Raw genomic sequence first — 21,791 nt, forward strand, 5'->3', positions numbered from 1 at the left:
AATCTTATATGTCGAGTTTGAACGTGTGCTTCAGGTCCGCGATCTGCGCCGCGTCGAGCGGGCGCGTGGGCACGTCGCGCAGCAGCAGGAACAGCTTGGCCGTCTCTTCCAGTTCCTCGGCCGCATACACAGCCGCTTCCAGGCTCGTGCCCGAGACGACGGGACCGTGATTGGCCAGCAGCACGGCCGAGTGCTTGCGCGCCATGGCGCTGATCGCACCGGCCAGCGCCGGGTCACCGGGCCGGTGATACGGCACCAGCGGCAAGCGCCCCACCTTCATCACAAAGTAGGGCGTGAGCGGCGGAATGCAGTCGTCATGGTTCAAGCCGCACATGCACGACACGGCGGCCGAATGGGTCGAATGCAAGTGCACGATGGCGCCGGCGCTGCCCCGCTGTTCGTACATGGCGCGGTGCAGGAACGCCTCTTTTGACGGCGGCGCGCCGCTGATCAGATTGCCGTCCCAATCGAGCTTGGACAATTGCGCCGGATCGAGCCGGCCCAGGCTGGCGTTCGTCGGCGTGAGCAGCCAGCCGTCATCCAGGCGCACGCTCAGGTTGCCGCTGCTGCCAGCCGTCAAGCCCCGCTCGAACAGCGACTTGCCGAAGTCGACGATCAGCTCGCGCTGGCGCGATTCGGTGGCGCTCATGCCAGCACCTGCCAGGCCTTGCTGAAGAAATCGACCGTGCCGAAATTGCCGGACTTGAGGGCCAGCGCCAAGGGCGCCCGGCCATCGTCGCCCGGCGCAGGCAAGGCTTGCGTCCACGGCACGCCAGGGTCGATCTCGGGGCCGATGCGCAAGCCCGCCACTCCCAGCGCGTTCACCACTGCGCCCGAGGTTTCGCCGCCGGCGACGATCAGCTGGCCCACGCCGAGGCGCACGAGGCCTTGCGCGATGGCGGCCAAGGTTTCCTCGACGAGGGCGCCGGCACGCTCCACGCCCAGCTGCGCCTGCACGGCGCGCACGGCGTCCGGCGTGGCCGTGGCATAGATCAGCACCGGACCTTGCGCCAGGTGCGCGCCGGCCCAGGCCAAGGCCTGTTCCACCACGGCGTCGACCACTTCGCCGCCTGCGGCCAACTGCAGCGGATCGACGTGGAACGCCGGCGCCAGTTCACGCAAATGCGCCACCTGCTGCTGCGTGGCCACCGAGCAGCTGCCCGAGATCACGGCGCGCAGTCCTGTCGGCGGCGGCAAGTGTCCAGCCTGTCCCGCCGGCGATGGCGCCAGCTGGCCCCGCTGGCGGAAATTCTGCGGCAGTCCCAAGGCGATGCCGGAGCCGCCAGTGATCAGTTTCAAGTCCGCGCAGGCGGCGCCGATGGCTTCCAGGTCGCGGTTCGAGACGGCATCGACGACGGCGAAATGACAGCCCTGGCCGCGCAAGTCCGTAAAGCGCTGGGCGATGGCGGCCGCACCCTTCTCCACCACGGAGAAATCGGCCAGGCCTACCTTGGCTTGCACCTGCTGCTGCAGCACGCGCACCAGGTTCGAATCCGTCATCGGCGTCAGGGGATGCTCGCGCATGCCAGATTCGGCCAGCGGCACGTCGCCGACGAACAGGTTGCCCTTGTAGATGGTGCGGCCGTTGGCGGGGAATGCGGGACAGGCGATGGTGAAATCCGTGTCGAGCGCCCGCATCAGCGCTTCGGCCACGGGGCCGATATTGCCGCGCGGCGTGGAGTCGAACGTGGAGCAGTACTTGAAGTAGAACTGCTTGCATCCGGCTTGCTGCAGCCATGCCAGCGCGGCCAGCGATTCGGCCACGGCGTCCTCGGGCGCATTCGTGCGCGACTTGAGGGCGATGACGACGGCGTCGACATCGGCTGGCGGCGGCCCTTGCGGCACGCCGATCAGCTGCACCGTGCGCATGCCGGCCTTGACCAGCATGCCGGCCAGGTCGGTGCCACCCGTGAAGTCATCGGCGATACATCCCAGTAGTACGGTCATGATGGTTCCTCTTGATTCAGTGACTCCTTCGCCGGCAAAGTAATTCCCGGGAAAGTCTTGATGACGGCCGAGTCGTCCTCGCCGCCAAAGCCGGCCGCCGATGCCTGCATGAACATCTGGTGCGCCGTGGCGGACAGCGGTAATGGAAACACGCTTTTCTTCGCGTAATCGAGCACGATGCCCAAATCCTTGACGAAGATATTCACGGCCGACAGCGGCGTGTAGTCGCCCTTCAGGATGTGCGGCACGCGGTTCTGGAACATCCAGGAACTGCCGGCGCTGTTCGAAATGACTTCGTACAGGGCGTCCGGGTCGCAGCCCGCGCGCAAGCCCAGCGCCATCGCTTCGGCGGCGGCGGCGATGTGCACGCCGGCCAGCAACTGGTTGATCATCTTGACCTTCGAGCCCTGCCCCGGCTGTTCGCCCAGGCGGTACAGCCTGGCGCAGATGGCGTCGAAAATGCCGGCGCAGGCGTCGAACGCATCGGGCGCGCCGGCCGCCATCACCGACATCTCGCCGGCAGCCGCCTTGGCCGCGCCGCCGGAAATGGGCGCATCGATGAAGCGCAGGCCCATGGCCGCCAGGCGCGCGCCGAGCGCCTCGGCAAACTCGGGCGCCACGGTGGCACAGGCGATCACCACGCTGCCCGGCGCCAGGCTGGCAGCCGCACCGTGTTCGCCAAACAGCACGGCTTCCGTCTGCTGCGCATTGACGACGACGATCAGCATCGCTTGCACCTGCGCCGCCAGCGCGGCCGGAGACCGCGCCGCATGGGCGCCCTGGCCGGCCAGCGCTTGCACGGTGTCGGCGCGCACGTCGCAGGCATGTACTTCAAAGCCGGCGCGCAGCAACGATTGCGCGATGCCCATGCCCATGGCGCCCAGGCCGATCACGCCCACTTTTTTCATTTCTACGTTCATCTGCTACTCCAGTTTTATTTGTTCACCAGCTTGGCCGGCACGCGCATGATGATGATGGCACCGATCACCAGGATGCCGGCCAGCAGGTAGATGGCGATGTCGGTCGACTGCGTCAGGTCCTTGATCGAGCCGATCATGTACGGCGCCGCGAAGCCGGCCAGGTTGCCCACCGAGTTGATGGCGGCGATGCCGGCGGCGGCCGAGACGCCGCCGAGGAAAGCCGTCGGCAGGCTCCAGAACATTGGCGAGGCGGCCAGGATGCCGCCGGCGGCGATCGTCAGGAAGAAGATGGCCCAGCCCGTGTTATGGGCGCCGGCCAGCGCGCTGCAGACGATGGCGGCGGCGCCGACGACCAGCGGGATGGCCATGTGCCAGCGGCGTTCGCGGTACTTGTCCGAGCTGCGGCCCAGCAAAATCATCGACGCCACGGCCACCGAGTACGGGATCGCCGTGAACAGGCCGATATTGAGCACGCCCGTCACGCCGGCCGCCTTGATCAGGCTGGGCAACCAGAAGGTCAGCGAATACTGGCCCATCACGCAGCAGAAATAAATCAGGGCCATGACCCAGATGCGCGGGTCGGCGAACATGGCGCGGATCGATGGGTGCGATACCTTGCCCTGCGCTTCCGTGGCGATGCGCTGTTCGAGGATGACTTTTTCGTCTTCCGTCAGCCACTTCGCGGCGCGGATGCTGTTATCGAGGTAGAACAGCACGGCCACGCCCATCAGCGCGGCGGGAATCGCTTCGAGCACGAACATCCACTGCCAACCCGCATAACCATGCCAGCCGGCGAAGGTTTCCATGATCCAGCCCGACAGGGGGCCGCCGATCAGGCCCGCCACGGGAATGGCGGCCATGAAGGTGCACACCATGCGCGCGCGGCGCTCGGACGGATACCAGTAGGTCAAATAAAGAATGATGCCGGGGAAGAAACCCGCCTCGGCGATGCCGAGCAGGAAGCGCATGACGTAGAACTGGGTCGGCGTCGTGACGAACATGAAGGCGCCCGAGATGACGGCCCACGTGATCATGATGCGGGCGATCCACACGCGCGCGCCGATCTTGTGCAGCATCACGTTGCTGGGCACTTCGAACAGGAAGTAGCCGAGGAAGAACACGCCCGCGCCCAGGCCGTATACGGTTTCGGAAAACTGCAGATCGGCCAGCATTTGCAGCTTGGCGAAGCCCACGTTCACACGGTCGAGGTAAGCGACGATGTAGCACAGCATGAGGAAGGGAATGATGCGCCAGGTCACCTTGCGGTAGACGGCGTCGTCGATGGTTTTCTGGCTTGCGGCGGCGCCGGCCGGCTGTCCGGGCAATGCTTGTGATACGTCCATGCTTGTCTCCTGATCGCTGGGGGATCGACCGTGCCGGGTTTTTATGGTCCACCGGAGGTGGCTGGCAACTTGTCTAAAATTTGTATGGATGTATATTATGTGTGTGTTTTGTGTGTGTCAAGCTGTATATTCCATATAATGGCAAGCAGGCAAGCCCCATGAGAACCGCTAGCACAAGGATGCACCCGATGGACCGCACGTTCCGCTTTACCCTTCCCCCGCCGGAGCCCGCCGCGGGCAGTTTCACCACCGGCACCCTGGGTGCGCGGGTGGCGGCACGGCTGCGCCAGCAAATCCACAACGATGGCCTGGCCGGCGGCACGCGTTTGCCGTCGGAGCAGGCGATGGCCAGCCACTTCGGCGTGAGCCGCACGGTGCTGCGCGAAGCCATCGCCCTGCTGCAGGCCGACGGCATCCTCGTTACGCGCAAGGGCAGCGGCACCTTCGTGTGCGCGCAGGATGGCGCGAAGACGGGCGAACGGGGCGACGCGCTGACGGAGCAGTCCGTGCAATCGCTGCTGAACCTGATCGAGGTGCGGCAGGGACTGGAGGCGGAAATCGCCGCGCTGGCGGCCGTGCGGCGCACGCCGGGCCAGCTGGCCGACATCGAGCATGCGTTGCACCGGATCGAGGAAGCCGTGGCGGCCGGCGTCGACGGCGTGGAAGAAGACGTGCGCCTGCACCTGTCGATCGCTGAAGCGACGGGCAACCCCTATTGGCCGAAATTCGTTGCCATGTTTGCCGACCCGATCCGCTCGGCCGTGAAGGTGACGCGCGCGAATGAAGCGCGGCGCACGGACTTTTCCATCGAAGTGCGGCACGAACATGAAAAGATCGTCCAGGCGATCGCCGACGGCGACCCGCAACGGGCGCGCCAGGCGGCCATGGAACACATGCAGCATGCGGCCGAGCGCGTGCGCCTGGCCGACCGCGAATTCTGGCGCGGCGACGGCGGCGCGCTGGCGCGTACACTGGGGCGCGATCCCATCATGCAAAAATAAGACCGCTCACGCCCGCCGCCCCTGCTTGCCTATGCTCGCGCTCATCATGTCGAACAGGGTGCGCGACGCGGGCGGCATCGCGTGCTGATGCCGGCTGATCAGGCCCAATGTCCGTTTCACGGCGGGATTGACGAGCGGCACGCCGACCACCGTGCCCTGCCGCTCCGGCAAAATCGACAGCCCTGGCACCGCCGCCACGCCCAAACCCGACTCCACCAGCGCCAAGATGCCTGACACGTGGTTGATCTCGCACGAGATCCACGGATGCTTTTCCACGCCGGCCAGCGCCGCATCGAGCACGCTGCGGTTGCCGCTCGACTTGGACACCGAGATATAGCGTTCGTCGACGGTATCCTTCCAGCTCAGCTTCTTGCGCCTGGCCAGCCGGTGGTCGTGCCGCATCGCCAGCACGTAGGTCTCGACATAGATGGGCTGGAAAAGAATCTCCGGATTTTCCGCGCCTGTAAAACTGATGCCGAAATCCGCCTCGCCCGTCAGCACGAGGTTGAGCACGTCCTGCGCGCTTTCGTCATGCACGCGCACGCGGATCTTCGGAAACTGCGCGCTGAAGCGCTTGAGCACGTCCGGCAGGAAGTGCCACACGGCCGACGGCACGCAGGCGAACGTCACCATCCCGGTACGGTGCGCGGCCAGGTCGGCGACACCGAGCACGGCATCCTCGAGACCGTTGAGCGCATCGCGCACGTTCACCAGAAACACCTGCCCCACATTGGTCAGCTGCACGCGCCGGGTGGTGCGCTCGAACAGCTTGACCCCCAGCGCATCCTCGAGTTTTTCAATGCGGCGACTCAGTGCCGGCTGCGACAGGAACAGGTCGGCCGCGGCCTGGCGAAAGCTGTTGCGCTCCGCCACGGCCACGAAGGCCTGCAAATCATGAAGTTCGTAATTGATGCGCTGCATGCATGAATCCCCGGAAAAATTGCAATTATCAAATTATGCCATTTCAACGATGATGGGGTCTTAATGCTGAGCCTCGCCAAGAAGGCATCAAGAAGGCATCCCCCAAAAAAAATGGAGACACCATGCGACATTGTTCCACGTTCGCGCTGTTGTTCGCGGCCAGCGGCACCTGCCTGGCCCAGAGCGGCGCGGTCTTGTATGGCATCGCGGATGCCGGCATCCGCTATGGCAAAGGCTTGAACGCCGCCAATGCGCCCACGCCAGGCGGCACCACGCCCGCCATCAGCAGCGGCATCAACAACACGAGCCGCTGGGGCCTGCGCGGCCAGGAAGACCTCGGCGGCGGCTGGCAGGCGCTGTACCGCCTCGAGGGTGGCCTGAATCTGGATACGGGCAGCGCGGCCAAATCCGACAAGCTGTTCGACCGGCAAGCGTGGGTGGGCCTGAAGTCACCGCTGGGCTCCCTGACCATGGGGCGCCAGGCGACCTTGCTGGCCGACGCCATCGCACCGGTGGACCCGCTGGGCATCCGCTACGCCTCGTTCAATCCGAACGTGAACATCACGGGCTTGAGCAATACGGCTTTTGGCCGCCACTCGTTCGGCCAGCAATACGGCAGCAGCGGCTATGCCGACAACTTCTACCGTCTCGACAACATGGTGAAAGCCAGCGCCAGCCTCGGGCCGGTGGTGGCGCGCGCCGCCTACTCGTTCGGCGAGGTGGCGGGCGGCACGTCGCCATTGTCGACCTGGGGCGGCGCCCTGACGTACCAGCAGGCGGGGCTGGCCGTGTGCGGGGCTGCGATGCGCTTTCGCAATCGCGACAACCGCAGCCTCGACGCCGCCACCGTGGGCGCCGCCTACAAGGTGGACGCCTGGCAGTTCAAGGCCAACCTGGGCGTCAACCGCGCCGACGTGGGCGCCGGCAAGTCGGTCCGGCAGAGCGTGATATCGGCCGGCGTAAGCCGGCAAATGGCGCCGGACGTGCTGCTCACGACCGCCTACTACAAGGTACGGCGCAGCGCCACGGGCCACGTCGACGACGGCTTCCAGCGCGCTTTCGCCTATCTGGAAAAAACGCTCTCGCCGCGCTCGACCCTGTATCTCGAATCGGACTACACCACGTGGCAAGGCGATGCGGCCGGCGTCACGGGAACGCGGGCCAACGACCGCAAAGGCATGGGCTTGACGCTCGGCCTCATGCATAAATTTTAACGACAGGAGAAACAACCATGCTTCAACATATCCTCGTGCGGCGCTCCGCCCCCCTACTGGCCGGCTTCATGCTGCTCGCCGCCGGCGCGGCCCATGCCGCCGACATCCGCGTGGTCAGCTCGGGCGGTTTCGCCCAGGCCTACAAAAACCTCGGGCCCGCCTACGAGCGCGCCAGCGGCGACCATCTGGTTTCCGAATGGGGGCCGTCGATGGGCACGACCAAGAATGCGATCCCGGCACGCCTGGCGCGCGGCGAGCCGATCGACGTCGTCATCATGGTGGGCGACGCGCTCGACAAGCTGATGCAGGAAGGCCGCCTGGTCCCCGGCAGCAAGGTGGTCCTGGCCAATTCACCGATTGCCTGCGCCGTGCGGCGCGGTGCGGCCAAGCCCGACATCAGCACCACCGAGGGCTTGCGCAGCGCCTTTCTGAAGGCGGACAAGGTCGCCTATTCGGACAGCGCCAGCGGCGTCTACATCGAGACGCAGCTGATGAACAAGCTGCAGATTTCGGAGCAGATGCAGGGCAAGGCCGCAAAAATTCCCGCCACCCCCGTCGGTGAAATCATCGCGCATGGCCAGGCCGATTTCGGCTGCCAGCAGCGCAGCGAGCTGCTGCCGGTCGAGGGTATCGACATCGTCGGCCTGCTGCCGCCGGAAGTGCAGAAGATGACGCAGTTTTCGGCGGCGCTGGTCCCGGGCGGCAAGGAACCGGAAGCCGGCCGCTCCTTGCTGCGCTTCCTCGCCGCCCCTGCCAACGCGGGCGCGATCGAAGCGACCGGACTGGAACCGGCGGCGGCGCCAGCGACAACGGCGCACTAGGCGACGTCACTCATCTTTCATCAATAGGTAAATCATGGACATTCCCTCCACCGCCGCACCCATCGCCAAGGCCGCAACGCCGCGCGCGCAAGTGCGTCCGCCCTCGCGCATCGCCACCGTCATCCGGGTGACGAGCGGGAACTTCATCGAAATGTACGATTTTTTCCTGTTCGGCTTTTACGCCACGTACATTGCCAAGGCCTTCTTCCCCGCCACCAGCGAATACGCGGCCCTGATGATGACGTTCGCCACCTTCGGCGCGGGGTTTTTCATGCGGCCGCTGGGCGCCATCATCCTCGGCAGCTATATCGACCGCATCGGCCGCCGCAAGGGCCTGGTGCTGACCCTGGCCATCATGGCTTCCGGCACGGCGCTGATCGCCTTCGTGCCCGGCTATGCCACAATCGGGCTACTGGCGCCATTCCTCGTGCTGATCGGGCGTTTGCTGCAAGGCTTTTCCGCCGGCGTGGAGCTGGGCGGCGTGTCCGTCTACCTGTCCGAGATGGCGACACCCGGCAACAAGGGATACTACGTCAGCTGGCAATCGGCCAGCCAGCAGGTGGCCATCATCTTTTCCGCCGCGCTCGGCTACTATCTCAACGAAACCTTGAGCAAGGAATTCATCGCGGACTGGGGCTGGCGCATCCCGTTCTTCATCGGCTGCTCCATCATCCCCGTGGTGTTCTACATCCGCCGTTCGCTGCAGGAGACCGAGGCCTACCTGACGCGCAAATCGCATCCCACGTTCCGGCAAATGCTCAAGACGATCGCCCTCAACTGGCCGCTGGTGGTCACCGGAACGATGCTGATCGTGCTGACGACGGTCGCGTTCTACCTGATCACCGTCTACACGCCGACCTTCGGCAAGAACGTGCTCAAGCTGAGCACCGAGGAAAGCCTGCTTGTCACCTTGTGCATCGGCCTGTCGAACTTCATCTGGCTGCCCGTCATGGGTGCGCTGTCCGACCGGATCGGCCGCTGGCCCATCATGGCCGTATGCTCGGCGCTGACGGTGCTGACCGCGTATCCTGCCCTGTCGTGGCTGGTCGCCCATCCCAGTTTCGACCACATGCTGATGGTGGAGCTGTGGCTGTCCTTCCTCTACGGCAGCTACAACGGGGCCACCATCGTCGCGCTGACGGAAATCATCCCGGCCAGCGTCAGGACCACGGGCTTTTCGCTGGCCTACAGCCTGGCCACCGCGCTGTTCGGCGGCATGACACCGCTGGTATCGACCCTGCTGATCGAGAGCACCGGCGACAAGGCGGCGCCAGGCTACTGGATGGCCGGCGCCGGCGCCATCAGCCTGGTGGCGACGTGGCTGATCTATCGCGGCATCGTCAGGGAGCGCCATCCGCTCCCTGCATGATGTTACGGCCAGGCGGGCCGGCGCATGTGGAACAGGCTGTCCGGCCCGATCTCGAAATAATCGGCCGGACCGCCGCCGCGCAAGATCGGCGCGGCGGCCGCCGTGTCGTACACGCCATCGTTGAGCAGGTGGCGCGCGATGTGCACGCCCACCACTTCCCCCAGCACCAGCCAGCTGCCGACACCGTCGCCATTGACGCCTTGCAGCTCGATGATCTGCGTGCGCCGGCATTCGAAGGAGACGGGACTTTCCGCCACGCGCGGCACATTGACGATGCGCGAGGCGGCCGGCGTCAGGCCGGCCAGCGCGAATTCGTCGACTTCGGGCGGCGCCGGCGCGCAGCTGGTATTCATCGCGTCGGCCAGTGGGCGGGTGGCCAGGTTCCACACGAATTCGCCCGTCTGTTCGATATTGCGCAGGGTATCCTTGCTGCCGATACTGGAAAAACCGATCAGCGGCGGATGGTAATTGAAGGCGTTGAAAAAGCTGTACGGCGCCAGATTGAGCACGCCCTCGCTGCTCTGCGTGGCGATCCAGCCGATGGGCCGCGGCCCCACGATGGCATTGAAAGGGTCATGCGGCAAGCCATGGCCCTGTGCAGGTTCATAAAAGTGAATATTGTCGGCCACGCGCGTTCCTGAAGTCAAAGTCAACAGCGCCCGGGATGGAACGCCTGGAACGACAGCTTACTGGAATTGCCGCCACCGCGCTGTCAGACCGCCGGCGCCAGGTGCGCTCGCGCACGCATCGAGACAATTGTATGGCGCGCCGCACCATGCCTCGCTTATGATGGGACAACTCAACCCTTATCATTCCGCTACCGCCCATGCCTACCCTCACGCTGCACCAGAAAGTGTTCCTACTCCTCCTGAGCATCGTCACCATCGGCTTCGGCTGGATACTGGCGCCGTATGCGGGCGCCATCTTCTGGGGCGTCATCCTGGCGATCCTGTTCGCGCCCGTGTACCGCTGGCTGCTGCTGAAAACCAAGGGACGCGCCGGCCTGGCGTCGCTGCTGACCTTGCTGCTGATCATCGTCATCGTGATCCTGCCGCTGTCGCTCATTTCCGTCTCGCTCGTGAACCAGGCGGCCAGCGTCGTGGAAATGGTGCGTTCGGGCGAAATCACGGTTGCCATGTTCTTCAATAAAATCATGGCGGTGCTGCCGCAATGGCTGATCAACTTGCTCGACCGTTTCAACCTGACCAGCCTGGCCAGCCTGCAGGACAAGCTGGCCGAGGGCGCCACGCAGGTGAGCCAGGTGGTGGCGGTGAAAGCCATCAACGTGGGCCTGTACACCTTCGAATTTCTCACCAGCCTGTGCATCATGCTGTACCTGCTGTTTTTCCTCATGCGCGATGGCTCGACCCTGTCGGCCCGCATCAAGGGTGCCGTGCCGCTGAGCCGCAAGTACAAGCAGCGCCTGTTCACCAATTTCACCACCGTGATCCGTGCCACGGTGAAAGGCAACATCCTCGTGGCGATCGCCCAAGGCGCCCTCGGCGGCCTGGCGTTCTGGTTCCTCGACGTGCCGGCACCCCTGCTGTGGGCCGTGCTGATGGCCTTCCTGTCGCTGCTGCCGGCCGTCGGCGCCGCCCTCGTCTGGGCGCCCGTGGCCGTCTACTTCCTGGCCACGGGCGCCATCTGGCAAGGCGCGGGCCTGGCCGCCTTCGGCGTCTTCGTCATCGGCCTGGTCGACAACGTGCTGCGCCCTATCCTGGTGGGCAAGGACACCAAGATGCCCGACTACGTGGTGCTGCTGTCGACCGTGGGCGGCATGGCCCTGTTTGGCCTGAACGGCTTTGTCATCGGCCCCGTGGTCGCGGCCCTGTTCATCGCCTCGTGGGACCTGTTCGTCTCGGCCAGCGAGTTCCAGGCCGAGGATTGAGGCGCCGTCCCAGCCTGCAAAAATAAACCATCCGGAACCCGGCCTGCGGGCGGCGCCACTTGCGCTTCCAGAATCAGGCAAGAACCGCCTGGCGGCAGAGTGTCCGCCGGCGCCGGCCAGCCTCGGCAACTATCCACATGAGACCACATTTCATAGCAACTATCATGTTGCAATAGTATACATTTAGCAACAAATGCAAAAATATAGTTTTTGACGCAGCAGGAGCCGCGGCGTAGTGTCGGTCGTCCCGACAACCACGTAATGAGGAGCCTTCCATGGCAAATCCACTGTGCTTAATGATGCCGGTACTACCCGGCACCAATCCGATCTCCATCGCCGCAGCATTGCAGGAATACCAGACGAAGATCAATACCGCCCTCACCAACATCGGTACCGTGCACTTTGCCCGCTTCGTCCTGTTTGACCGCTCGCAGGCCAATCTCTTGCCCAACATTGGCAAGACGGGCACTTCCGATACCCTGATCATCGGCGTCATCACCGAGTATGACGGCAGCTTCAACGGCTACATCGAGGATTTCGTGGCCCAGCTGGGCGAAGTATTCGACGCGCTGCTGCAGTTTGTCGTGGGCGGCAAGGCGCTGATGCCCGTTGCCGACCATGTGGCCGCATTCGAAGCCTTCATCACCGCCAACGACGCCGCGCAGCACGTGCCCAACACGGGCCTGTATAACGCCTATCCGCAGACCGTCCAGCAAATCCTCGCTTCCGTCTAAAGAAAACGCCACGCCGGGGCTGCGCAAGCGGCCCCATCACCCCAGCCCCCGGAGAAACAGCATGGCCGATCCCACCATCGATTACGACGACGTGCAAGGCACGATCCTGCGCGGCTACCGCGTCAACCTGGCGCGCCATTTCATCTTCAGCATCACGGATGCGGCGCAGGCGCGGCGCACTATCGCGGCCCTGCTCGACGGCAGCGACGGGCTGCCGTCCATTACCACCGCGCGCCATATCCACCCCAAGCCGCCCTGCTTCCTGAACCTCAGCTTTACCGCTCCCGGCCTGTCGGCTCTGGGGATAACCGCGGCCGACCTGGCCACCTTTGACCAGGCATTTCAACGGGGTGCGGTCGATCCGGCCAGCGTCGCCGCCGTGGGCGACGTGGGCGACAGCGCCCCCGAACACTGGCTCGGCAACCTGGGGCCGGCCACCACAGCCGGCCAGGTGCATGCGATGCTGAGCCTGTGGGTCAGCGAATCGGAGGAAGTGCTGCAGGCAACGTCGGCCAAGCTGCGTGGCGCCTTTGCCGCCGGCTGGCATGAACTGTATGCGCACGACGGCGTGGCCCTGCCAGGCAACCGCGTGCATTTCGGCTACCGCGACAATATCGCCCAGCCCGACGTCGACGGCGCCCCGCCGCGCAAGCACGAACGCGCATACGACCCGGACCCGCTCAACAGCGTCAAGACGGGCGAATTCCTGCTTGGCTATCCGAATGAAAACGGCGGCACCTACCAGGTGCAGCCGCCACAACTGTCCACCAATGGCAGCTATGCCGCCTTCCGCATCCTGGAGCAGGACGTACCCCTGTTCGACAGTATTCTGAGCCAGGGCGCGGCCAGCTCCGGACTCAGTACCGAGATGGTGGCCGCCAAGATGTGCGGGCGCTGGCGCAACGGCAATCCGCTCGTGCTCGCGCCGGACGAACCGGGGCCCGTGCTGCCGAACGCCAGCCTGAACCGCTTTCACTATGTCGATGCGCAGCCGGAACGGGACGACACGCTGGGCTTGAAATGCCCGGTCGGCGCGCATATCCGGCGCAACAACCCGCGCGACGAAGGCGTCGTGGGCACTTCGGCCCGCCACCACCGCATCGTGCGGCGGGCCATGCCCTACGGCAGCGAATACGATCCGGTGACACCCATTGCAGAGCAGCGGGGACTGGTCGGCTATTTCATCAACGCCAACCTGCGCAATCAGTTCGAATTCCTGATGCAGCAATGGAACGATGACGCTACCTTCGTCAAATCGGCCGTCGGCCCGGCCGGTCCCGAGGCGGGCAATGCCACGCTCAACATCAGCGGCCAGGACGTGTTCCTGGGAATCAACGACCCGAGCGTCAGTTCCTTCACCTTGCCCGGCGTGGGCGCCAAGGGCAGCGGCAATACGAAACTGCAGCATTTTTCGCGCAGCGTCATCACGCGCGGCGGCGTGTATTGCTTCTTCCCAAGCATCACGGGATTGCGCTACCTGGCAAACCTGAGTTAGGCGGCGGGCGGGCAGCAGATGCAAGCGGAACGGCCCGGACCGCTTGCATTGATCCTGTCATTGCACTATCGTTGCCACACGCGCGTGTTGCCAACCTTGCACAGGAGATCCCACCGTGTCGCTGATCCTCTACGGCCATCCCTTTTCCTCGTACACGCAAAAGGTACTCATCGCCCTGTACGAAAACGCCATACCGTTCGATTTCCGCTGCCTGGCGCCGGACATGCCCGAGCACCTGCAGCAATGGCTGGAGCGCTGGCCGCTGCGCAAATTCCCGCTGCTGGTGGACGGCGAGCGCAACGTCGCCGAGACCAGCATCATCATCGAATACCTGCAACTGGCCCATTCGGCCCCCCTGCGCCTGCTGCCGGACGACGCCATGCAGGCGCTGGACGTGCGTTTTCTCGACCGCTATTTCGACTTGCACGTCATGACACCGGTGCAGCATGCCGTCGGTGCCGCCTTGAGCGGCGACTCGGCGAAGACCGAGGAAGGCCGCGCGTTCGCCAGCGACAAGCTGGACCTCGCCTACGCCTGGCTGGAAACCCACCTGGCCGGCAAGACGTGGGCCGCCGGTGACCACTTTACGCTGGCCGACTGCGCCGCCGCGCCCTCGCTGTTCTATGCGGACTGGACGCAGCCGATTCCCGCGGCGCTGCCCCTGTTGCGCGCCTACCGCGCGCGCCTGCTGGCCCGCCCGTCGTTCGCCCGCGCGGTGGACGAGGCGCGACCGTACCGCCACCTCTTCCCACTGGGCGCGCCGCAGCGCGATTGACCTTGTTCAGTGAGCCCGTTCAGGCAAACACGGGCCGGAAAAAACTGCGCTCATAGCTGACGATGCAGCGCGTCTCTTCCGCATAGCGGAAGGCGGCCTGGCATTCGGCGTCCTGCATCGAGTCGCTGCGGTACTGCTCGTACAGGGCCAGGCTGGGAAACGAGAACATGGCCAGCGCCACGTTGCTGGCGCCTTCCGATGGCAAAAAGTAGCCGTGGTGCTGGCCGCCGAAGCGTTCGACCAGCGGTATCCACAGCTTGCCGTAGGCTTCGAATTCCCGCAATTTATACGGGTCGATGATGTAACGCAGGTAACAGGTGATCATGTATTTTCCTTGTGAACGTTCAGATCCATCAGCATGCCAGATTCCCAGGAACCGATGGCGGCCAATGGCGAGCCAGGCAAAAAGTCCAGTGCGCAGGGATACGTAAAATCTTCCTGCGCCACGACGCCGAGCCCCGGCCAGGCATAGAACAGCAGCTTGCCCTTGCCGATGCGTCCCAGCGCGCTGCAGTCGGGCAGCCAGCGCAGGGCGTCGCCCGTGCCGCCGCCCGCTTCCACGGGCGCCGTGGCCAGACAGCGGCCATCGTCCATCGCATGCACCGATAAGAATTCCTCGCTGCCTGCGTAATGCAGCACGGCCAGACGCGCGCCATCGGGCGATGGTACGCACGACGCCAGCTTGGGCAGCGACAGCACCACGCGGCCGCCTCTCGCTTGCAGCGGCCAGTCCCACACGCTGCAATAGTCGGGCGGCTGCACCTGTCCTTCCTCCACCGACTTGATGCCATGCAGGACCAGCAAACGCCGCCCGCCATCGATGGCGTAGATTGCACGCAGCATTTCACCAGGGTGCTCGTGCATGAACAGCACTTCGCCCGTTTGCGTGTCGCGCACGCGCAGGCGGCCATCCCAGCCACCGTCGGCAAGATATTGGCCGCACGGCGACCACGCGGGACCGCAGCCTTCGCCATCCTTTTTGTTCTGAAAGTTCAGCAGCACCTGGCCCGCCAGCGCATCCACCACGGCCTGCTGGCCCGTCGTGCTCTTGATGGCCAGCCGGCTGCCGTCAGGCGAGAACGCCATGCTGGAACAATGGGCGATGAATTTGCCGCGCCACAGTTTCTGGCGTGCCGCCACGTCCCACAGGACCAGGTCGCGCCCCAGCACGGCCAGGCGCGTGCCATCGGGCGAAAACCGCACGCCGTAGGCGCAGCCCAGCTTCAGGGGCTTGCGCGTTACCTTCATGGGCGTGCCAGACGGTACACGACGCTATCGATATCGTAATGGCGCTCCATGCCCGCGTACTGCATGCCCAGACGCGTCATGACCTTGATCGAGGCCGCGTTGTCCGGGTGCGCCACGGCCACCACTTCGGGCGCGCCGACGACTTTGAACGCATGCGCGACGATGGCGGCTGCCGCTTCGCTGGCATAGCCCTGGCCCCAGCCCGTGCGGGCCAGACGCCAGCCGATTTCGTGCGGCTTGCTCTTGTCGCCATCGAGATGCTGCAGGCAGGCCATGCCCACCATCTCGCCATCATCGAGGCGTATCAGCGCCCACCACGAATAGCCCCACTCGGCCCAGCGGCCCGTGACGCGCTTGACGGCGGCGCGCGTGTCCTCTTCCTTTTCGGGCTGGCCCGCGTTCAGGTAGGTCATCACCTCGGGATCGGTGTTGAGCGTGCGCATGCGCTCGTAATGGTTTTCCATGATCGGTTCCAGGCGCAGGCGCGCCGTCGTGAGTATGGTCATCGCATTTCCTTGGACGAAAAAAAAGACGATACACGATCGTCTTTTTTTTGCAAGCGCGCACGCAATTACTTGCCTGCTTCGCCCTTCTTGATCCACGCCGCCAGCTGGTGCGGACGCAGGCCGTCGTAGTCTTCGAATGGCTGGTGGATCCACGGATTGTGCGGCAATTCGTCGAGGAAGTAGTCGGGACGCACGACGGAGCAGCCCTTCAGCCAGATCACGGCCGATTTGACTTCGGTCACGTCAGGGAAGTTTTCCTTCAGGTGACGCGTGACCTTGTCCAGCGTGACGCCCGAATCGGCCAGGTCGTCGACCAGCAGGATGCGGCCGGCCAGCGGGCCCTTGGTCATGGTCATGTACTTGGCGATATCGAGGTCGCCGCGCACCGTGCCCGCGTCTTCGCGGTAGGAGCTGGTCGACAGGATGGCCAGTGGCAAATCAAAAATGCGCGAGAATACGTCGCCGGGACGCACGCCGCCGCGCGCCAGGCACAATACCTGGTCGAATTTCCAGCCCGATTCGTAGACCTTGAGCGCCAGGCGCTCGATCAGGCGGTGGTATTCTTCCCAGTTGACCCAGAGGTGTTGATCGTTCGATTGTGGGGTAGTCATGATAGTGGAATCTTATTATTAGCGTGATTAAAAAAATCCGCCTTGCGGCGGATTGTGTCCAGCAGCTTACTCGAATGGGTGACGCAGCACGATCGTTTCTTCACGATCCGGACCGGTCGAAACCATGTCCACCGGTACGCCGACCAGTTCTTCGATGCGCTTGATGTAGGCGCGCGCCGTTGCCGGCAGCGCCGCCAGCGATTTCGCGCCGACCGTGCTTTCCGTCCAGCCTGGCATCTCTTCGTACACCGGCACGCAACGGGCGGCTTCTTCGGCGCCCGATGGGAAGATGTCCGTGGCTACGCCATCGATGGTGTAGCCGGTGCACAGTTTCAGCGTTTCGATACCATCCAGCACGTCCAGCTTGGTCAGGCACATGCCCGTCACGCCGTTGATCTGCACGGAGCGGCGCAGCAAGGCGGCGTCGAACCAGCCGCAGCGGCGGGCACGGCCCGTCACGGTGCCGAATTCATGACCGACTTGCGCCAGGTGGTGGCCGACGCCCGCATCCGTTGGCAGTTCCGAAGGGAACGGGCCGGAACCGACGCGCGTCGTGTAAGCCTTGGTGATGCCCATGATGTAGTGCAGCATGCCAGGACCGACACCCGAACCGGCGGCGGCATTGCCGGCCACGCAGTTCGACGAGGTGACGAACGGGTAGGTGCCGTGGTCGACGTCGAGCAGGGAGCCCTGCGCGCCTTCGAACAGCAGGTTCGCGCCGGCCTTGTGCGCCTTGTACAGCGCGCTCGACACGTCGGTCACCATCGGACGCAGACGCGGCACATAGGCCAGCGCGTCGTCGAGGGTCTTCTGATAGTCGACTTTCGGCGCCTTCAGGTAGTTTTCCAGCACGAAGTTGTGGTAATCGAGGTTTTCAGCCAGCTTTTCGGCAAAGCGCTTCTCGTTCAGCAGGTCGGCGATACGGATCGCGCGGCGCGCCACTTTGTCTTCATAGGCCGGGCCGATGCCCTTGCCGGTGGTGCCGATCTTCGCATCGCCACGCTTGGCTTCACGCGCCAGGTCGATCGCGGTGTGGTAAGGCAGGATCACGGGCGCCGCGTCCGACACTTTCAGGCGCGAGGCGACTTCGACGCCGACGGCTTCGAGCTTGTCGATTTCGCGCAGCACGTCCGGCACGGAAACGACCACGCCGTTACCGATGTAGCAGGCGACGCCTGGACGCATGATGCCCGACGGGATCAGTTGCAGCGCGGTTTTGACGCCGCCGATGACCAGCGTGTGGCCTGCATTGTGGCCGCCCTGGAAGCGCACCACACCTTGGGCGTGATCGGTCAACCAATCGACGATCTTGCCTTTACCTTCATCGCCCCATTGGGTGCCGATGACAACGACGTTCTTTGCCATAATTTTCTTTGACATCACTTAACCTAAGTTTTTAAGAATCCAGCTACTACCATTATCGGCAAGTACCAGCACGCGATCGCACTCGAACTCGTCTTGTTCATTACTGTGACCCGGCATACTCTGGATCACGACCTCGCCCGCCTTGCGCAACTCGGCGATTTTTTCCTTCAATTCTGGCGCACTGCCCCACGGCGCGCGGATCGAATGCTTCCGTTCCGCGGTCGGCAACAGGCGCGCCAGTTCGCGCAAATCGAGCGAGAAGCCGGTCGCGGGACGTGCCCGGCCGAACGCTTCGCCGACGTGGTCATAACGGCCGCCGCGCGCAACCGCGTTCGGCAAGCCAGGTACATACAGCGCAAACATCGCGCCACTTTCATATTGGTAGCCGCGCAGGTCGGCCAGGTCGATCGCCACTTCGGCGCGGCCCAGGGCAGATCCTGCCAGCGCGGCCAGTTCGGCCAGCGCCTTCAACACGCCCGGCAACGGCGGCAGCACTTCGCGCGCACGCGCCAGCACGTCGATGTCGCCATACAGATTCGGCAAGGCCAGCAGCGCATCGCGCGTGACGGCATCGTAGGATGCCGTCAGGGCGCGCAGGCCCGGCGCATCTTTCGCGCGCAGCAAGGCGTACAGCGCAGCTTCGTCGCGCTCGGCGGCGGCGTCTTGCGCAATGATAGCGCGCAACAGGCCGACGTGCGACAAATCCAGGCGGACGCTATCGAAACCGGCCAGTGCCAGCGAAGCGAGCGCCAGTTCCTGGATCTCGGCATCGGCTTCCAGGCCGGCGTGGCCATAGATTTCGGCGCCGATCTGCAGCGGTTCGCGGGTGGCGTGCAAGCCCGACGGACGGGTATGCAGCACGCTGCCGGCGTAGCACAGGCGGGTGACGGTGGCGCGGTTCAGCAGATGGGCGTCGATGCGCGCCACTTGCGTCGTCATGTCGGCGCGCAGGCCGAGCATGCGGCCCGACAGCTGGTCGACCAGTTTGAACGTGCGCAGGTCGGTATCCTTGCCAGCGCCGGTCATCAGCGATTCCAGATACTCGAGCAGCGGCGGCATCACCAGTTCATATCCGTACAGACGGAAATTATCCAGCATGAGGCGGCGCAGCTCTTCGATCTTGCGCGCTTCCGACGGCAGAACATCGGCAATATTTTCGGGCAAAAGCCAATTCGGCATGAGGGAGCGAGATACGGAAGAAAGTTGAAAAAATGCATCATGCGAGGCAGCGGCGGGCGCGCCAGGCAAGAGGCCGAACCTGATATTTTACGCGAAAACACGGGCCTTTAGGGATAAGTTGTCCGAAACGCTGCCGCGCAGCCCTAAAAACAGGGAATTTTACGCCTTCCCGCAACAGCCTGGCGGGCACAAAAAAACGGGGCCGGCAATGATGCCGGCCCCGCTGCTACTGCCCCGTCGTTGCGGACGGGGGCAGTCCCGATGCTGTCTTACTTCTTGGCCGAACCGGCTGCGCCGCCGCCCTTGAAGTACTTGAAGAATTCCGAACTCGGATCGACTACCATCACGTCGCCCTTGTCCTTGAACGTGGCGCGGTAGGCTTCAAGGCTGCGGTAAAACTTGTAGAACTCCGGATTCTTGCCAAACGCTTCCGCATAGATCTGCGATGCCTTGGCGTCGCCCTCGCCGCGGATCTTCTCGGCTTCGCGGTACGCTTCGGCCAGGATCACCGTGCGCTGCTTGTCGGCGTCGGCGCGGATCTTCTCGGAGTCGGCCGAACCGGTCGAACGCAGCTCGTTGGCCACGCGCACGCGCTCGGACTTCATGCGCTCGTACACGGAGTTGTTGATCTGCTCGACGTAATCGACGCGCTTCAGGCGCACGTCGACGATGCCCACGCCGATGGCCTCGGCCTCGGCCGCCACCTTGGCCTTGATCGCCTGCATCACCTTGCCACGCTCGCCCGAGATCACTTCGCGCACCGTGCGCTTGGTGATTTCATCATTCAGCGCGGCCTTGACGATTTGCGACATGCGGTTGCGGGCGCGGCTTTCATCGCCGCCAAAGCTGCGGAAATAAGTCTTCGGATTGACGATACGCCACTTCACATACGCGTCGACGAGGATATTCTTCTTCTCGGCCGTGATGAAGCGCTCCGGCTCCGGCGTGTCGAGCGTCAGGATGCGCTTGTCCAGGTAGATGACGTTCTGGAACGGCGGCGGCAGCTTGAAGTACAAGCCTGGTTTGCTGATCTCGTCCTTGACTTCACCCAGGGCGAAGACGATGGCGTATTTACGCTGATCGACCACGAACACGGTCGAGGAAAGGAGCATGATCGCGATAAAGCCCGCGATCAGGGCGGCGACGATACGGTTCATTAGCGGCTCTCCCGTTCACGCGAAGAGCGGCTGTCGCGACGCGAATTGACTTCTACTGTCTGCATGGCTTCCTGTGGCATTACGGTATTGGCTGCGGGTGCGGCCGCTGTGGCGCGCGCTGCCGCGGCCGAGGCGTCCGACGCCGCCTGCTGGGCGATCAACTTGTCGAGCGGCAGATACAGCAGATTGCTGCCCGTCTTGGCGTCAACCATGACCTTGCTGGCACTGCTGAACACTTGCTGCATCGTTTCCAGGTACATGCGGTCGCGCGTGACGGCCGGCGCCTTCTGGTACTCGACCAGCACCTGCTTGAAGCGCGACGCATTACCTTCGGAGTTCTCGGTCACCATGGCCCGGTAGGCCTCTGCTTCCTGCACCAGGCGGAATGCCGCGCCGCGTGCTTTCGGAATGACGTCATTGGCGTAGGCCTGGCCTTCATTCTTCTGGCGTTCACGGTCCTGGCCTGCCTTGACGGCATCGTCGAAGGCGGCTTGCACCTGCTCCGGCGGCTGCACGGCCTGCATCGTCACGTTGTTGATCAACACGCCAGACTTGTAATCTTCAAGAATCTGCTGCATCAATTTTTGCGTGTCGAAGGCCACTTTTTCACGGCCTTCATACAGCACGAAGTCCATCTTGCTGCGGCCGACCACTTCGCGGATCGCCGTTTCGGCAACCTGCCGCAAGGTGTCTTCCTGGTCGCGCAGGCTGAACAGCCATTCCACCGGATCTTTCAAGGTGTACTGCACCGCGAACTGGATGTCGATGATGTTTTCATCGTCCGTCAGCATCAGCGACTCGCTGGCCTGCTTGTTGCGCAGCGACGTGCGATACCCGACTTCCACCGTGCGCACCTGCGACACGTTGACGGTTTCATCGGTCTGGAACGGATACGGCCAGCGCCAGTTGAGACCGGCCGGCGCCGTGCGCGTGTATTGGCCAAACGTCAGCACGACGCCGCTCTGGCCCTCTTGCACGATGAAGGCGCCGCTGGCGAGCCAGATGAAGACGGCGATCACGCCGACCACGCCTGCGGTGATGCCGGCGCCCTTCATGTCTGGGCGCGGACCACCGCCACCGCCGTTGTTATTGCCGCCATTGTCGGGACGGTTCTTCTGTCCGAAAAAGGCGTTCAGGCGCTGATTGAAATCGCGCCACAACTGATCGAGGTCCGGCGGACCTTCGCCGGGCTTTTTGCCTTCTTGGGCTTTCTTGCCGTCGTCCTTGCGATTGCCCCAGCGGGGATCGTTCAGGGACAACTTCAAGCCTGTTTTTTTGAGTAGGGAGACAAGCATAA

Annotated in this window: 22 protein-coding genes; 8 read left to right on the forward strand and 14 right to left on the reverse strand. The window is 64.0% G+C overall.

Translation table 11 applies throughout. From position 1 onward, the window contains the following. Positions 1-4 precede the first annotated feature (4 nt). Genes otnC through V3C40_RS16910 form a run of 4 tightly spaced genes read right to left on the reverse strand, consistent with a single transcriptional unit; the run spans position 5 to position 4,210 of the window. The gene (gene otnC, locus V3C40_RS16895) at positions 5-649 is read right to left on the reverse strand and encodes a 3-oxo-tetronate 4-phosphate decarboxylase (RefSeq protein WP_070301506.1); all 645 of its coding nucleotides are present in this window, start codon (positions 647-649) and stop codon (positions 5-7) included. Further along, positions 646-1,947: a 3-oxo-tetronate kinase gene (gene otnK / locus V3C40_RS16900; protein ID WP_331778034.1), complete on the reverse strand. Its 1,302-nt coding sequence runs from the start codon at positions 1,945-1,947 to the stop codon at positions 646-648. Before otnK ends, otnC begins: the two co-directional genes overlap by 4 nt. After that, complete coding sequence (gene ltnD / locus V3C40_RS16905; protein WP_331778035.1) at positions 1,944-2,867, reverse strand: L-threonate dehydrogenase; 924 nt, start codon at positions 2,865-2,867, stop codon at positions 1,944-1,946. The genes otnK and ltnD overlap by 4 nt, the downstream gene beginning before the upstream one ends. A gap of 14 nt (positions 2,868-2,881) precedes the next feature. Then, on the reverse strand, positions 2,882-4,210 hold the full coding sequence (locus V3C40_RS16910; RefSeq protein ID WP_034752002.1) for an MFS transporter: 1,329 nt from the start codon (positions 4,208-4,210) through the stop codon (positions 2,882-2,884). Between the two features lie 158 nt (positions 4,211-4,368). Here V3C40_RS16910 and V3C40_RS16915 point away from each other — a divergent pair, with 158 nt between their 5' ends. Continuing rightward, positions 4,369-5,211 (forward strand): FadR/GntR family transcriptional regulator, encoded by an 843-nt coding sequence (locus V3C40_RS16915; protein ID WP_331778036.1) that lies wholly within the window; start codon positions 4,369-4,371, stop codon positions 5,209-5,211. A 6-nt stretch (positions 5,212-5,217) separates the two neighbouring features. Here the strand turns inward: V3C40_RS16915 and V3C40_RS16920 are convergent, their stop codons facing one another. Continuing rightward, positions 5,218-6,132, reverse strand: coding sequence for a LysR family transcriptional regulator (locus V3C40_RS16920; RefSeq protein ID WP_331778037.1), 915 nt, complete (start codon positions 6,130-6,132; stop codon positions 5,218-5,220). 122 nt (positions 6,133-6,254) lie between these two features. Here V3C40_RS16920 and V3C40_RS16925 point away from each other — a divergent pair, with 122 nt between their 5' ends. The 3 genes from V3C40_RS16925 to V3C40_RS16935 are packed head-to-tail and all read left to right on the forward strand — an operon-like array spanning position 6,255 to position 9,536. Then, positions 6,255-7,346, forward strand: a complete 1,092-nt coding sequence (locus V3C40_RS16925) for a porin (RefSeq protein ID WP_331778038.1) — start codon at positions 6,255-6,257, stop codon at positions 7,344-7,346. Positions 7,347-7,363: 17 nt separating this feature from the next. Continuing rightward, entirely contained in the window at positions 7,364-8,167 is an 804-nt protein-coding gene (locus V3C40_RS16930; protein WP_331778039.1) for a substrate-binding domain-containing protein, read from the forward strand. Between the two features lie 34 nt (positions 8,168-8,201). Then, positions 8,202-9,536 (forward strand): MFS transporter, encoded by a 1,335-nt coding sequence (locus V3C40_RS16935; RefSeq protein ID WP_080698578.1) that lies wholly within the window; start codon positions 8,202-8,204, stop codon positions 9,534-9,536. 2 nt (positions 9,537-9,538) lie between these two features. On the opposite strand, the gene V3C40_RS16940 is transcribed toward V3C40_RS16935, so the two are convergent. Beyond that, a complete protein-coding gene (locus V3C40_RS16940; protein ID WP_331778040.1) occupies positions 9,539-10,165 on the reverse strand; it encodes a flavin reductase family protein in 627 nt (208 codons plus the stop codon). Between the two features lie 197 nt (positions 10,166-10,362). Here V3C40_RS16940 and V3C40_RS16945 point away from each other — a divergent pair, with 197 nt between their 5' ends. The 4 genes from V3C40_RS16945 to V3C40_RS16960 all read left to right on the forward strand — a co-directional run bounded on the left by V3C40_RS16945 (position 10,363) and on the right by V3C40_RS16960 (position 14,428). Next, entirely contained in the window at positions 10,363-11,424 is a 1,062-nt protein-coding gene (locus V3C40_RS16945) for an AI-2E family transporter (protein ID WP_331778041.1), read from the forward strand. Between the two features lie 275 nt (positions 11,425-11,699). After that, entirely contained in the window at positions 11,700-12,158 is a 459-nt protein-coding gene (locus V3C40_RS16950; protein ID WP_152546463.1) for a hypothetical protein, read from the forward strand. Positions 12,159-12,219: 61 nt separating this feature from the next. Further along, positions 12,220-13,653, forward strand: coding sequence for a Dyp-type peroxidase (locus V3C40_RS16955; RefSeq protein ID WP_331778042.1), 1,434 nt, complete (start codon positions 12,220-12,222; stop codon positions 13,651-13,653). A 115-nt stretch (positions 13,654-13,768) separates the two neighbouring features. Further along, positions 13,769-14,428: a glutathione S-transferase family protein gene (locus tag V3C40_RS16960; RefSeq protein ID WP_331778043.1), complete on the forward strand. Its 660-nt coding sequence runs from the start codon at positions 13,769-13,771 to the stop codon at positions 14,426-14,428. 19 nt (positions 14,429-14,447) lie between these two features. Here V3C40_RS16960 and V3C40_RS16965 read toward each other — a convergent pair whose 3' ends face one another. The 8 genes from V3C40_RS16965 to hflK all read right to left on the reverse strand — a co-directional run bounded on the left by V3C40_RS16965 (position 14,448) and on the right by hflK (position 21,789). Continuing rightward, positions 14,448-14,753 (reverse strand): NIPSNAP family protein, encoded by a 306-nt coding sequence (locus V3C40_RS16965; RefSeq protein WP_034752016.1) that lies wholly within the window; start codon positions 14,751-14,753, stop codon positions 14,448-14,450. Beyond that, a complete protein-coding gene (locus tag V3C40_RS16970) occupies positions 14,750-15,676 on the reverse strand; it encodes a WD40 repeat domain-containing protein (RefSeq protein WP_331778044.1) in 927 nt (308 codons plus the stop codon). Before V3C40_RS16970 ends, V3C40_RS16965 begins: the two co-directional genes overlap by 4 nt. After that, entirely contained in the window at positions 15,673-16,182 is a 510-nt protein-coding gene (locus tag V3C40_RS16975) for a GNAT family N-acetyltransferase (protein ID WP_331778045.1), read from the reverse strand. The genes V3C40_RS16970 and V3C40_RS16975 overlap by 4 nt, the downstream gene beginning before the upstream one ends. Positions 16,183-16,247: 65 nt before the next feature. Next, complete coding sequence (locus tag V3C40_RS16980) at positions 16,248-16,793, reverse strand: phosphoribosyltransferase (protein WP_034752020.1); 546 nt, start codon at positions 16,791-16,793, stop codon at positions 16,248-16,250. A gap of 66 nt (positions 16,794-16,859) precedes the next feature. Continuing rightward, positions 16,860-18,173 (reverse strand): adenylosuccinate synthase, encoded by a 1,314-nt coding sequence (locus tag V3C40_RS16985; RefSeq protein ID WP_034752021.1) that lies wholly within the window; start codon positions 18,171-18,173, stop codon positions 16,860-16,862. 3 nt (positions 18,174-18,176) lie between these two features. Then, positions 18,177-19,337, reverse strand: a complete 1,161-nt coding sequence (locus V3C40_RS16990) for an ATP phosphoribosyltransferase regulatory subunit (protein ID WP_034752022.1) — start codon at positions 19,335-19,337, stop codon at positions 18,177-18,179. A 269-nt stretch (positions 19,338-19,606) separates the two neighbouring features. Next, positions 19,607-20,494: a protease modulator HflC gene (gene hflC / locus V3C40_RS16995; RefSeq protein WP_331778046.1), complete on the reverse strand. Its 888-nt coding sequence runs from the start codon at positions 20,492-20,494 to the stop codon at positions 19,607-19,609. Further along, positions 20,494-21,789 (reverse strand): FtsH protease activity modulator HflK, encoded by a 1,296-nt coding sequence (gene hflK / locus V3C40_RS17000; RefSeq protein WP_035820706.1) that lies wholly within the window; start codon positions 21,787-21,789, stop codon positions 20,494-20,496. Before hflK ends, hflC begins: the two co-directional genes overlap by 1 nt. Between the last annotated feature and the right edge of the window lie 2 nt (positions 21,790-21,791).

Origin of the sequence: Janthinobacterium sp. LS2A (genome assembly GCF_036543145.1) — a bacterium.
In the GTDB taxonomy this organism is placed as follows: Bacteria; Pseudomonadota; Gammaproteobacteria; order Burkholderiales; family Burkholderiaceae_D; genus Janthinobacterium; species Janthinobacterium aestuarii.